We start from the raw sequence: 13322 nt of genomic DNA on the forward strand, positions 1-13322 counted from the left end.
GCCTTATTCGTTGTTCGTCGGCAGCGGCTGCACGACCAGCTTGGGCTGGCTGTTGTCGGGCAAGGTGCGGGTGGTGGCCGGCGGCCCCGACATGGGGGCCGACGGCGCCACGCCCGGCGTGGCGGCGATGTCCGACGGCGGCGGCGGGGTCGCCTCCAGCGCGCTCTTGTAGCTGGGCGTCCAGCCCTTGGGCGGGGCCTCGCCCGGCGGAACCGGCGGCGGCGGCAGCGGGGTGGGCGACACCACGACCGTCACGGTCGCGCCGAAGCGCGACTGCCATTCGGCCAGCCGGCGCAGATAGTCGGCATAGGCGGCGTAGAAATCCTGAAACGGCTTTTCCAGTTCGGCCAAAAGCGCCGGCGCTGCTTCCAGCAACTGGCTCGACGGCATCGCGATCATCTTCGCGCCGACCGTGACCGCGACCGGGCAAAAGCTCTTGATGACCGGCGGCAGTGCGAAGAAATTATAGACCACCGTGTTAAGCCGTTCGCGCGACGCCATGCCCGAACTGCCATAGGCAACGCTGTAGTTGCGGTCGACCGCGGCATTGGCGCCGTTCAGCGCCGCCTTATGCACCGCCAGCAACTGGTTATACTGGTTGCGCGCGGTCGGGCCATATTTGTCGCAATTGAGCGCCGCAACGTTCAGCCCCATGCGCAGGTGCCACAACGCAGTATTGGACGTCACGCCGCGATTGGCGGTCAGATATTTGCCGTCCGCCGCCTGTTCGGGGATGCTCATGCCCTCGACCGCGTTCGCGGGCGGCATGGGCTTGATCGTGGGCACCACCGGCGGCGGCGGGGCCGGCGGCGGCGGGGGCGGCGGGGTCGAACAGGCCGCCAGCACGGCCAGCGACACGAGGGAAAGACGGCCTGGACGGCGCGATGACAACATCAAATTCTCCGATGGGACTGTGCGCCGGTCATGCCGTGCATTTTGTGCGGAGGAAATATGCCTAACGCTCGGTTCGCCGCAACCCCTCAGGCGACTCGCCGCTCCAGCGCGGCGGCGGCCTGATCCATCAACTGCGCGATGATCTCCGCGACCGGCTCTTCCTTCGTCACCATGCCGACCGATTGGCCCGCCATCAGCGACCCGCCCTCGACATCGCCGTCGATCACCGCGCGGCGCAGCGCGCCCGCCCAATAATGTTCGATCTGCAACTGGGCCTCCAGCATATCGACTGCGCCTTCATCCAGCAGATTGGCGACTTCGCGCTGCTTGGCGGTGAAATTCTCCATCCCCGCATTTTTCAGCGAGCGCACCGGAATGACCGGCAGGCGCGGGTCGATCTGCACGCTGGCGATCGCGTCTCGCGCCGACGCACGGAAAAAGGCTTTCTTGAAGTTCGGATGCGCGATGCTCTCGGTCGCGCAGGCGAAGCGGGTGCCCAGTTGCACGCCGGCCGCGCCCATTTCCAGATAGGCGGCGATCGCCTCGCCCCGGCCGATGCCACCGGCGACGAACACCGGTATCTGGCTCGCCATCTCCGGCAATATTTCCTGCGCCAGCACGCTGGTCGCGACCGGGCCGATATGGCCGCCTGCCTCCATCCCCTCGACCACCAGCGCGTCCACGCCCGACCGCACCAGCTTCTTCGCCAAACTCAGAGCCGGGGCGAAGCAGATCAGCTTCGCACCCTTGGCCTTGATCGCCTCGATGCTGCCCTTGGGCGGCAATCCCCCGGCCAGCACGATATGGCTGACGTCATGCTTCGCGCACACGTCGATCAGGTCGAACAGCATCGGATGCATGGTGATCAGGTTCACGCCGAACGGCTTGTCGGTCAGCGCCCTGGTCGCGGCAATCTCCGCGTCGAGCAGCTCGGGCGTCATCGCGCCGCACGCGATCACGCCGAACCCGCCCGCGTTGGAGATGGCCGACACCAGGTTGCGTTCGCTGACCCAGCTCATCGCCCCGCACAGGATCGCGCTCTCGCACCCGAAAAAGGCGGCGCCGCGGGCCATCAGGGACGTAAGCTTGGCGTGGGTCATGAATTTAGCCTCTAGAATCAAAAACCATCCCCAGCCGAAAAAGCCGGAGATGGATTCCCGCCTTCGCGGGAATAGCGATCGAAGTAAAGAGCAACACTGGCATAGCCGATATTCGGCTCAGGCCGAGGCGAAAATGCTACTTTTCGAGAACCGGCGCGCAGCGTGCTTAAAGCACGTGAGCACCGGAAGCGCAGAAAAGTGGTATTTGCAGCCCGGCCTCAGCCGAATAGCGGTTATGCCACAGGCGCGTCCAGGCCATAGGCCGTGTGCAGCACCCGCACCGCCAGTTCCGTCTCATCCTCGTCGATCAGCACCGAAACCTTGATCTCGCTGGTGGAGATCGCCTCGATGTTGATGCCGCGTTCGGCCAGGGTCTTGAACATGGTCGCCGCGACGCCCGCATGGCTGCGCATCCCCACGCCTACGACGCTGATCTTGGCGACTTCGGTGTCGGTGATGATCCGGCGGAAACCGATGGCGTCCTTGTTCGCTTCCAATATGTCGACGCTGCGGGCCAGGTCGGCGCGCGGGACGGTGAAGGTGACGTCCGTCTCTTCATTGTCCTTGCTGTCATTCTGGATGATCATGTCGACATTGATCGCCGCATCGGCCAGCGGGGTGAAGATGTTGGCGACCGCGCCGGGCTTGTCGGGCACGCGCGTCACGATGATCTTCGCCTCATTCTTGTCATGGGCGATGCCGGTGATGAGCTGACGTTCCATCTTGTCTTCCTTGAGCTTGGCTTCCAGTTCCGCGTCGCTGACGATCAGCGTGCCGGGCAAATCCTGCTGGGTGGGGTCGTCGAAGGACGACAGCACCTGCACCACCACGCCCTCCTTCATGGCGAGGCCGACCGACCGCGTCTGCAACACCTTGGCGCCGACCGAGGCCAGTTCCAGCATCTCCTCATAGGTGACGAGGTCCAGCTTGCGGGCGCGCGACACGATCCGCGGGTCCGTCGTATAGACGCCGTCCACATCGGTATAGATGTCGCAACGATCGGCCTTGATCGCAGCGGCCACCGCGACCGCCGACGTGTCCGACCCGCCCCGGCCCAGCGTCGACACCCGGCCGTCGGCCATCATGCCCTGGAAACCGGGGATCACCGCCACGGTGCCCGACCGCATCGACGCCAGCAGGTCCAGCGTGTCGATATCGCTGACCCGCGCCTTGGCATGGGCCTCGATCGTGCGGATCGGCAATTGCCAGCCCAGCCAGCTCCGCGCATCGACGTCCATGGCTTTCAATGTCATCGCCAGCAGCCCGCTGGTGATCTGCTCGCCCGCGGCGACCACGACATCATATTCGGCCGGATCGTACAGGGCGGACGCTTCCTTGCAGAAGCCCACCAGCCGGTCCGTCTCGCCCGCCATGGCGGATACGACGACAGCGACTTCATGGCCCTGGCTCACGACATGTTTGACGCGCGCCGCCACGTTGCGAATCCGCTCCATCCCCGCCATGGAGGTGCCGCCGAATTTCATCACGATGCGCGCCATGTGTGTGTCGAGCCTTATCCGCTATTATGAAAGAAAATGTCCCAAAAGGGCCAAACGGCGCTCCTATTAGCAGCCGCCGCGCATATGGCAAGCAATCCTGCCGCTCGCGCTGCCCTAGGAAAGGCCGGTTCTTTTCGGTTCAACGGGATAGGCCCATTTGCCTGCCGCCCATGGCCTGCTAAAAGCGCCATCAGGATAATCGACACCACCCCTCCCCGTTCGCCCTGAGCCTGTCGAAGGGCTGTTCTTCTGTTCGGGGGCCGCAGACCAAGGCGCATCATGACCGAAACCACCGCCACGATCGATCCCAGGGAAGCCGCCCATTTCGGCACCATGGCCGCCGACTGGTGGAATCCCGATGGCTCCAGCGCCATGCTGCACAAGCTCAACCCCGTGCGCCTGCGCTATATCCGCGCCGCGATCGACCGCCACTGGCCGGGTGACGCGCACGGCTTCCGCCCGCTCGCCGGCAAGCGCGCGCTGGATGTCGGTTGCGGCGCCGGCCTCCTTGCCGAACCACTCGCCCGCCTGGGCGCCACCGTCACCGGCCTCGACGCCGCGCCGGAGAATATCGCCGCGGCGCAGGCCCATGCCGCAGCGCAGGGGCTATCCATCGACTATCGCGCCACTCCGGTAGAGACGATGCCCGAGTCAGGCTTCGACCTCGTCACCTCGATGGAGGTGATCGAGCATGTCGCCGATCCCGCCGCCTTCATCCGCGCGCTCGCGGCCAAACTCGCGCCCGGCGGCGTCATGATCCTCTCCACCCCCAACCGCACCCCCCTCTCCCGCCTCGCCATGATTACGATCGGCGAAAGCATCGGCGGCATCCCCAGGGGCACGCATGACTGGCATAAATTCCTGACGCCCGACGAACTGACGGCCCTGCTGGAACAGGCCGGACTGGACGTGACAGACAGCAGCGGACTCGGCTTCGATCCCGGTCGCGGTTTCACCCTGTCGGCCAACAAGGCGATCGATTATTTCCTGACGGCGCGGCACCGGGACGACTGATCGCTCACCTTAAAACAGGAATGCCCAAGATGCGCCACCTGCCCTTCTGCGTGCTGCTCGCATCGCTGGGCGCCTGCGCGCCTTCCACCGCCGACCAGCCGGGCAACGATGCGCAGGCCCCCAAGGCAGCGCCCGTCACCCGCGCAGCCGTCTGTCCCGACAAGGCCGCCCGCCTCTCTGGCACCGGCCTCTGCCCCACGGACGCCGCTGCCCTGCTTACGGCCGACGATCGCCCCTCGCTCGCGGAAGGCTGCACCTGGTCGGTCAACGAAGCCGCCCTGCCCGGCGACATATGGTTGCTCTATCGCGCCGCCCGTTGCGACGGGAAGACCACCGCCCTCGCCTATGCCCCCGGCAAGCCGCTCGCCCGCCTCGTCTATGCCCTCTCGCCGATGGGCGGCGATCAGGCTAGGGGCGCGCCGCTGGTCGCCTTCGCCCCTGCCGACCGCCGCGATCCGCAATCGACCATTCTCGCCCTGACCCGCGCCGCCATCACCGATCCGGCCGACGACGATGGCTGCCATGTGCGCCAGGCGGACATCCCCGGCTGGCCCGCCGACGCGCTGGTGGTCGATATCCCGGCCGCCCAGGCCGCCAGCCTGCCGCAGGACGAAATCCGCAGCGCCTGCGGCCCGCTCGGCCTGGATCAGGGCGCGCAACTCTACTGGCGCATCAGCCAGGGCCATGCCTGGCATTTCGACCTCGGCCAGGAAGCGCCGGAGATCGACCCGCGCTCGCTCACCCTGGTCCGCAAAAATGCCGGCGGGCGATGGGCGCCGATGCCCTGACGCTTTTCCGGCACACCCGCCTGCTGTAGCACCGGGCGAACCACCGAACGGAGCCGCCCATGAGCGACGCACAGTCCCACGTCGACGCCTATATCGCCCGCCAGGCCGATTTCGCCCGGCCGATTCTGACCCATATCCGCACGCTGATGCGCGCCGCCTCGCCCGACATCGGCGAAGCGATCAAATGGGGCATGCCCTTCTTCACCTATAAGGGCCAGAATCTCGCCAATATGGCCGCGTTCAAGGGCCATGCCGCCTTCGGCTTCTGGCATGACAAGGTCGCCAGCGACGGCGCCAGCGACGAGGCGATGGGCCAGTTCGGCAAGATCGCAACCCTGGCCGACCTGCCCCCGGACGCGGAAATCGCCACGCTGATCGCCAGCGCCATGGCCCTGATCGACGCCGGCGACAAACCCCGCTCCGGTCCCAAGCCGCCCAAGCCCCCGCTCCCCATTCCCCCCGCCTTCCAGGCCGCGCTCGACGCCGATCCGGCGGCGCTGGCCGTCTGGTCCGCCTTCCCGCCCGGCAAGATCCGCGACTATTGCGAATGGATCGGCGAAGCGAAGAGCGACGCCACGCGCGACAAGCGCATCGCCACCGCCCTCGAATGGATCGCGCAGGGCAAGGGCCGCAACTGGAAATATGAAAAGCGCTGAGCGGGCGGGAGGGGTGCCTTACTCCTCCACCGCCTCCGCCCGCGCGATCAGCGCCCGCGCTTCCTCGACATGCATCGTCTCGATCATCCGCCCCTCATAGCGTTCCGCCCCGCCGGTCGCCGCCTCGATCAGCCGTCGCGCGTCCGCCACCGCCTGCATGTCCGGCCCGAACACCTGGTTCGCCACGGGCACCTGGCTCGGGTGGATCAGCGTCTTGCCGTCGAAGCCGAGCGCATGCCCCTGCGCGCATTCCGCCTCCAGCCCCGCCTCGTCCTCCAGCCGGTTGAACACGCCGTCGAACACCGCAATGCCCGCCGCCCGCGCCGCCAGCACGACCGCCTGCATCGCATGGGACAGCCCTTCGCGCCCCGCGCCCGCCGGAATCCCCAGATCCTTGCGCAAATCATTATTGCCCATGAACAGCGCCGCGCAGCCCTCGCCCGCCGCGATCTCCGCCGCCGCCAGCACGCCGCGCGCGCTTTCGATCATCGCGATCACCGGCTTCTGGCAGACGCTGAACACATCCTTCACCTGCCGCGCCGTCTCCACCTTGGGCAGCACGACATAGTCCGCGGCCGATGCCTTGACCGCCACCATCTCCGCCCCATGCCAGCGCGTTCCCGCGACATTGATCCGCACCGCGCCGATCCGCCCCCCAAAGCCTTCGCCCAACGCCGCGATCGCGCCGGCCCGCGCCTCTTCCTTGGCGTCGTCCGCCACCGCATCTTCCAGGTCCAATATGACCATGTCGCACGGCAGCGTCCGCGCCTTTACGATGGCGCGCGCGTTGGACGCGGGCAGGAACAGCAGCGAACGGGCGTGGCGCAGCAACATGATACTCTCCTGGGTAGCGGTTTGCCTTTCCCCGTTAACGATTAGGGCGCATAATCCAAGCCCACATCCGGGGGAGAGACATGGATATGCTGACGACCTTCGCACTGACGCTCACGGGCCTCGTCCTCTTCTACCTCGCGGTCAGCGTGAAGGTGGTGCGGCAGGGCTATCAATATACGATCGAACGCTTCGGCCGTTTCACCGAAGTCGCCCGGCCCGGCCTCAATTTCTACCCCGCCTTCTTCTACGCCGTGGGCCGCAAGATCAACATGATGGAGCAGGTCGTCGACATTCCGGGGCAGGAAATCATCACCAAGGACAACGCCATGGTGTCGGTCGACGGCGTGGTCTTCTTCCAGGTGCTCGACGCCGCCAAGGCCGCCTATGAAGTGTCCGAACTCTATGTCGCGATCATGCAGCTTGCGACCACCAACCTGCGCACTGTCATGGGCTCGATGGACCTCGACGAAACCCTCTCGAAGCGCGACGAGATCAACGCCCGCCTGCTTTCCGTGGTCGATCACGCCACCAATGCCTGGGGCATCAAGATCACCCGCGTCGAGCTGAAGGACATTCGCCCGCCCGCCGACATCGTCAACGCCATGGGCCGCCAGATGAAGGCGGAGCGCGAGAAGCGCGCCAACATCCTGGATGCCGAAGGCGCCCGCGCCGCCGAGATCCTGCGCGCCGAGGGCGAAAAGCAGGGCCAGATATTACAGGCCGAAGGCCGCCGCGAAGCCGCCTTCCGCGACGCCGAGGCGCGCGAGCGCGAGGCGGAGGCCGAAGCCAAGGCGACGCAGATGGTCTCTGACGCCATCTCCGCCGGCAATCCGCAGGCGCTCAACTATTTCATCGCGCAAAAATATACCGAGGCGGTCAGTCAGTTCGCGACCAGCCCCAATGCCAAGACCATCCTCTTCCCGGTCGAAGCGACCCAGCTGATCGGTACGCTGGGCGGCATCGGCGCGCTGGCGAAGGAAGCGCTGGGCGCCGACGGCACCCCCGCGCCCACCCCGCCGGCACCGCCCCGCCGCGGCCCCTTCGGCCAGAGCCAGGGGTGATGAGCATGGTGACAGCTACATCACGCTGGACGGTTACAAGCGCCCGGCCGTTCGTCCCGCGCCTGTCGAAGCCCCTTCCCTTCCTTCTCCACATCGCTGCGACGTCCTTCAAACCAACCTCCCCAACGCGTAATCGGACCATCCACCCATGACTGCCACTCTCTCCCTGCTCCAGGATCATTGGGGCTGGCTGGTTTTCGCGGCCCTGCTGGGCATTGCGGAGGTGATGATCCCCGGCGTCTTCCTGATCTGGATCGCGATCGCCGCCGCCATCACCGGCCTCGTCGCGCTCGCCCTGCCGATCGCGCTGCCGCTCCAGTTCCTGCTCTTCGCAGCGCTCAGCATCGCGGCGGTCTATGCCGGCCGCCGCTGGTATGTGGACAATCCGGTCGCCTCCACCGACCCCCTCCTCAACGACCGCACCGCCCGCCTGATCGGCCAGACCGTGACGGTCGTGGAGCCGATCGTCGGCGGCGAAGGCCGGGTGAAAGTCGGCGACAGCGTCTGGACCGCCACCGGCGCGGATGCGGACGCTGGCGCGAGGGTGCGGGTCGTGGGCGCGGACGGGACGATGCTGCGGGTGGAATAGGCGCGGCCAGAAATCACCGCTGCCTTAATTTGCCGGTTTCTGCACGGGCGCCGGCATCACCTGGGTCCGCGATGGCTCCCAACGCGATCTGGGACTATAGTCGATCGAGTCGCACTGATCGATCCGCTTCTGCCTCAGTGCGTTCAGATCGACTTCCCTGGCGCCAAGTTCTTCGCCGATGCCCATCGGGATCATGCGGCAACTGTCCCGAATATTGCGCATGATGGCGTAGAATGATCGGCCATCCACCACCGGCTTATAATCTTCGGGCTTGTCCTGTTTCCCGACGAACAGGCTGTCCGGGTCCAGTCCCATACAGGCAGCCGCATAATAGACGGTCGCATAGGTCTGGCATGTGTCGTTTCTCGATTTGGCTGTTCTTTGATTGAAGATCAGTTCGACGCCCGTCCGATGCACCGCCGCGCCGCTATGCAGCCCATCCAGCGCCTTTGCGGAAAAATTCAACGCGGCCATCGCCGCACCGAACGCATTGCCGGTTGTGACCTGGTCGAGAAATTTCTTGGCCTGTTCCTGGGGCAGTGCCGCCATCGCCAATCGAAACAGGCGACGTTCCAGCATAGGTAGATCTGACTCGAAATTGACGCTGTAGGTATAGCATCCGTCCCCGTTGGGACGATCCGAGGGGATGTCTTTTTCGTCCGTCGTCTCTGCTCTCTGGGTGGCGACTTGATTGCTGGTCAGCCTGCTCGATCGAACCAGCGCGATTTCCTGGCTTGCCCCACTATCGCGCACATCACAGGCCAGCCCGCTATGATCACCCTGGATTTGCCCCATCAGGATGTTGATCTCGTCAGCGGCGGCGGTCATATAGTTGACATAGGCGTCGGCGTCCCGCTGGTCCCGCGCATATACCGTCCCGGCCCGCGCAACCATGGCAACCAATATGGCGCCGCGCAGGACCACGAGTTGCTTTGATTGCCGCGCATCAAACATGCGCTGGTCCAGCACGCTTCCCACAACGCCGCCGGTCGAGCGCAGGTCTTTCGCGACATAGGAGCAAGACGGACATGAAATTGCAATCACCGAAACGGAGCATATTCTTGCCCACCGCGTCATATCGCAATAATTACGTAGCGCCCGCGTAAGATGTCGCATGATAATCCTCGCCCCAAACTTTGATGATAGCGACCTTCCTCAATATTTATATCCTATCATCCCATAATCATTACTTTTGCACAACATTATTTTCATCCATTGCATGATCGCGGGCGACCGCCCCTATCGCCGCAATGACGCAGAAGAACCGCCACGATCGATCCGCCTTGATCCAAATGCATGGACGAATGTCCCCCCAGGTTTCGCCGTCGCACAGTCGGGTCGAAGGCCTGTCCTACAACATCGCGCCTATGATAGCGTTCGCGTCATGACAGACCAAACCCACCTGCTCCATTTCACCCCCGTGCCCCATACCCGTCGCGCGCGCGGCTGGACCGTCGACGCACAAATCGCCTTTATCGCCGCGCTGTCCCGCTACGGCGTGGTGGCACAGGCCGCGCGCAGCGTCGGCTGTTCGCCACGCTCTGCCTATTATCTGCGCGGCCGCCCCGGCGCTGAAAGCTTCGCCGCGGCTTGGGACTGGGCGCTGGACATGGGGCTGGACGAAAGCCGCGCGAGGGCGATTGCCCTTTCGCGAGAACGACAGGAGCGACCGATCGTTCGGCGGGGTCGCGTGGTGGGAACGCGGATTGAAACCAATCATCGGCTGCTATTCGCCGCCTTGCGAGCGCTGGGCGCGGAACGGACCGGCGCGCGGGCGGCAATGCCGCATCGGATGCGGATCGCCATCCGCGCGATAGGCGCACGCCTCGCTGAGCTCGGGCCCTTCAATCCGGCCGAATGGGCTTTGCTTCGACCCGCGCTTGCCGCGCTGCGGGGCGATCCGGCGATCGATGCGCTCTTGTCACAATCTGTCCCTCATGGGAAATAAGATGTCGAAATTAGCGGGAAATATGCGAAGTTAAGGGTAACCCTATTCACCGGAGACCCCCGACCCCATGCGCACCAACCGCCGCGATTTTCTCGCCGTCGGCGCTTCCGCCCTCACCCTGACCGCCCTCCCCGCCCGCGCCGCCGCCGGCCCGGACGCCGCCGCGCAGGCGCTGCTGGCCGACATGGCCGAAGCGATGCTGGCCGACGCGCCCGAAAGCGCCAGCGGCCTGGGCATCGACACCGGCGCGCGCACCCCGCTCAAAAGCCGCCTCGGCAACAAGACGCCAGCCGGCCAGGCGCAAATCGCCGCCCATGTGCAGGACCGCCTCGCCCGGCTACGCGCCATCGATCTCGCGCCGCTCTCGCCTGCGACCCGCATCGATGTGGAGGTGGTCCGCACCGCCCACGACACCGCGGCGGAAGGCTTCGCCTTTCCCTTCGGCGACATGGCGATCATGAACAGCAACTGGTCCTACCGCAACAGCCCCTATGCGGTCGCCCAGAACACCGGCAGCTTCGTGGAGACACCCGACTTCCTCGACAGCAACCATGTCATAAAGGACGCAGCCGACGCCGACGCCTATCTCGCCCGCCTGACCGCCTATGCCGCGAACCTGGCCGGCGAAACCGAGCGGTTGAAGCATGACGCCGGCATCGGCGTCACCGCTCCCGCCTTCCTGCTCGACAAGACACTGGGCCAGATGAAGGCGGTGCAGGCCCTCCCCCTCGACCAGTGGGTGCCGGTCGCCTCGCTCGCCCGCCGCACGAAGGACATGCCCGGCGATTATGCCGCGAAGGCGCAGGCCATCGTCCATGATCAGGTCGCCCCCGCCCTCGCCGCCCAGGTCGCCGAACTCACCCGCCAGCGCGCCACCGCGACGATGGACGCGGGCGTGTGGAAACTGCCGCAGGGGGATGGCTATTACGCCTGGGCGCTCAAGGCCGGGACCACCACGACCATGGCGCCCGACGAGGTCCATAGGCTCGGCCTCGACCAGCTCGCCGCGCTCCAGTCCGAAATGGACGGGCTGCTCGGCAAGCTCGGCATGACCAAAGGCACGGTCGGCGAACGCATGACCGCGATGGGCAAAGACCCGCGCTATCTCTTCCCCAACGACGACGCCGGCCGGGCGCAGATCCTGTCCTTCATCGACGGCCGCCTTGCCGACATCCGCACCCGCCTGCCCCGCGCCTTCGCGACGCTGGTGCCCGCCAAACTGATCGTCAAGCGCGTGCCGGTGGAGATCGAGGCGGGCGCGCCCGGCGCCTATGCCGGTCCCGGCACGATCGACGGATCGGTCCCCGGCAACTATTATATCAACCTGCGCGACACCAGCATCTGGCCGCGCTACGCGCTGCCCACCCTCTGCTATCATGAAGGGATTCCGGGCCATATCTGGCAGGGCGAATATACCTATAAACTGCCGCTGATCCGCTCGCTCCTCGCCTTCAACGCCTATAGCGAAGGCTGGGCGCTCTATGCCGAGCAACTGGGCGACGAACTGGGCGCCTATGATGGCGATATCGCCGGGCGGCTGGGCTATCTCCAGTCGATCGCCTATCGCTGCTGCCGCCTCGTGGTCGACACCGGCCTCCACGCCAAGCGCTGGACCCGCGACAAGGCGATCCACTGGTTCGCCACCACCAACGGCTCGACGGTCGAGGATGTTCAGGGCGAAGTCGACCGCTACTGCGCCTGGCCGGGCCAGGCCTGTGGCTACAAGGTCGGCCATGGCGAAATCGTACGCCTGCGGGCACAAGCGCAACAGGCGCTGGGGGACAGGTTCGACTTCCGCCTCTTCAACGACGCGGTGGTCAAGGGCGGCGGCGTGCCGATGACCGTGCTGGGCAAGAGCATCGATAGCTGGATCGCGGAACGGAAGGGGGCATGACAAACCCGTTCGGGCTGAGCGAAGTCGAAGCCTTCTGCTGAGCGGAGCGAAGCCGACCTCGCTCCGCTCGGTCACGCCCTTCGACTTCGTTCAGGGCGAACGGATCGCGCAAACAAAAAAGGCCGGAGGATCGCTCCCCCGGCCCTTTCCTACTTCATCTCGACCTGCTTTACCCGACGAACGCCCGCTCGATCACGAACTGCCCCGGCGCCGCATTGGAACCTTCGGTGAAGCCCTGTTCCTCGAAATAAGCCCCGAACTGCTTGATCATCTCCATGCTGCCGCACATCATGATCCGGTCGGTTTCGGGATCGAACTTCGCCGCCCCCGGAATGCCCTCGAACAGCGCGCCGCTCTCGACCAGCTTGTCGATCCGCGCGGTGTGACCATCGAACGGCTCACGGGTCACGGTCGGCACATAATGGAACTGGTTAGGCGCCTGCTCCGATACCAGCGGGTCTTCCGACCATTTGCCTTCCATCTCGTCGCGGAAGGCCAGGTCGCTCACCCGGCGCACCGAATGCACGACCACAACCTGCTCGTAAAACTCATAGACGTCCGGGTCGCGCGGCAGGCTCAGGAACGGGGCCAGGCCAGTGCCGGTCGACAGCATGAACAAACGCTTGCCCGGCAGCAGCGCGTCGGTCACCAGCGTACCCGTCGGCTTGCGGCCGAGATAGATCTGGTCGCCCGGCTCGATCTTCTGGAGCTTGCTGGTCAGCGGACCGTCCTGCACCTTGATCGACAGGAATTCGATTTCCTCGTCCCAGGCGGGGCTGGCGATCGAATAAGCACGCAGCAGCGGCTTGCCATTGTCGCCCTTCAGCCCGATCATGATGAACTCGCCCGACCGGAAGCGGAAGGCGGCCGGACGGGTGATGCGGAAGCTGAACAGATGCTCGTTCCAGTGCTTCACCGACAGCACGGTTTCCACGGAAAGCGCGCCGGTGGGTTCCAGTACCGGCTTTTCGATCGTCACGTCGGTCAACACCTTATCCTCGCAGTGCGCAAAGCGTCGCAACGGGCGACACTTTTTGCGGATCGT

Annotated in this window: 13 protein-coding genes; 7 read left to right on the forward strand and 6 right to left on the reverse strand. The window is 65.4% G+C overall.

The genetic code is table 11. From position 1 onward, the window contains the following. Positions 1–3: 3 nt before the first annotated feature. From ABT375_RS07950 to ABT375_RS07960, 3 genes are all read right to left on the reverse strand, one after another. Positions 4–894, reverse strand: coding sequence for a hypothetical protein (locus ABT375_RS07950; RefSeq protein WP_416464686.1), 891 nt, complete (start codon positions 892–894; stop codon positions 4–6). A gap of 86 nt (positions 895–980) precedes the next feature. Then, on the reverse strand, positions 981–1994 hold the full coding sequence (locus tag ABT375_RS07955) for an NAD(P)H-dependent flavin oxidoreductase (protein ID WP_416464687.1): 1014 nt from the start codon (positions 1992–1994) through the stop codon (positions 981–983). A 233-nt stretch (positions 1995–2227) separates the two neighbouring features. Then, positions 2228–3493, reverse strand: coding sequence for an aspartate kinase (locus tag ABT375_RS07960; RefSeq protein WP_416464688.1), 1266 nt, complete (start codon positions 3491–3493; stop codon positions 2228–2230). Between the two features lie 279 nt (positions 3494–3772). Here ABT375_RS07960 and ubiG point away from each other — a divergent pair, with 279 nt between their 5' ends. The 3 genes from ubiG to ABT375_RS07975 are packed head-to-tail and all read left to right on the forward strand — an operon-like array spanning position 3773 to position 5951. After that, entirely contained in the window at positions 3773–4507 is a 735-nt protein-coding gene (gene ubiG, locus ABT375_RS07965; RefSeq protein WP_224547234.1) for a bifunctional 2-polyprenyl-6-hydroxyphenol methylase/3-demethylubiquinol 3-O-methyltransferase UbiG, read from the forward strand. Positions 4508–4536: 29 nt separating this feature from the next. Then, positions 4537–5295, forward strand: coding sequence for a hypothetical protein (locus ABT375_RS07970; RefSeq protein WP_416464689.1), 759 nt, complete (start codon positions 4537–4539; stop codon positions 5293–5295). A gap of 59 nt (positions 5296–5354) precedes the next feature. Continuing rightward, positions 5355–5951, forward strand: a complete 597-nt coding sequence (locus ABT375_RS07975; RefSeq protein ID WP_416464690.1) for a YdeI/OmpD-associated family protein — start codon at positions 5355–5357, stop codon at positions 5949–5951. An 18-nt stretch (positions 5952–5969) separates the two neighbouring features. Here the strand turns inward: ABT375_RS07975 and ABT375_RS07980 are convergent, their stop codons facing one another. Beyond that, complete coding sequence (locus ABT375_RS07980) at positions 5970–6785, reverse strand: HpcH/HpaI aldolase/citrate lyase family protein (protein WP_224547236.1); 816 nt, start codon at positions 6783–6785, stop codon at positions 5970–5972. An 86-nt stretch (positions 6786–6871) separates the two neighbouring features. Between ABT375_RS07980 and ABT375_RS07985 the strand changes: the two genes are divergently transcribed. Both ABT375_RS07985 and ABT375_RS07990 read left to right on the forward strand, forming a co-directional pair. Next, a complete protein-coding gene (locus tag ABT375_RS07985; RefSeq protein WP_224547419.1) occupies positions 6872–7846 on the forward strand; it encodes an SPFH domain-containing protein in 975 nt (324 codons plus the stop codon). Between the two features lie 148 nt (positions 7847–7994). Then, positions 7995–8435 carry an NfeD family protein gene (locus ABT375_RS07990; RefSeq protein ID WP_416464691.1) on the forward strand — a complete coding sequence of 147 codons (441 nt, stop codon included), beginning with the start codon at positions 7995–7997 and terminating at the stop codon, positions 8433–8435. A gap of 24 nt (positions 8436–8459) precedes the next feature. On the opposite strand, the gene ABT375_RS07995 is transcribed toward ABT375_RS07990, so the two are convergent. Next, the gene (locus ABT375_RS07995) at positions 8460–9512 is read right to left on the reverse strand and encodes a hypothetical protein (protein ID WP_261936404.1); all 1053 of its coding nucleotides are present in this window, start codon (positions 9510–9512) and stop codon (positions 8460–8462) included. Between the two features lie 307 nt (positions 9513–9819). Between ABT375_RS07995 and ABT375_RS08000 the strand changes: the two genes are divergently transcribed. Then, on the forward strand, positions 9820–10383 hold the full coding sequence (locus ABT375_RS08000; protein ID WP_416464692.1) for a hypothetical protein: 564 nt from the start codon (positions 9820–9822) through the stop codon (positions 10381–10383). Positions 10384–10450: 67 nt separating this feature from the next. After that, positions 10451–12277, forward strand: a complete 1827-nt coding sequence (locus ABT375_RS08005; RefSeq protein WP_416464693.1) for a DUF885 domain-containing protein — start codon at positions 10451–10453, stop codon at positions 12275–12277. Between the two features lie 169 nt (positions 12278–12446). Here the strand turns inward: ABT375_RS08005 and ABT375_RS08010 are convergent, their stop codons facing one another. Next, positions 12447–13265, reverse strand: coding sequence for a ferredoxin--NADP reductase (locus ABT375_RS08010; protein WP_224547239.1), 819 nt, complete (start codon positions 13263–13265; stop codon positions 12447–12449). Positions 13266–13322: the final 57 nt, after the last annotated feature.

The organism is Sphingomonas sp. VDB2 (assembly GCF_047946695.1).
Classification (GTDB): Bacteria; Pseudomonadota; Alphaproteobacteria; order Sphingomonadales; family Sphingomonadaceae; genus Sphingobium; species Sphingobium bisphenolicum.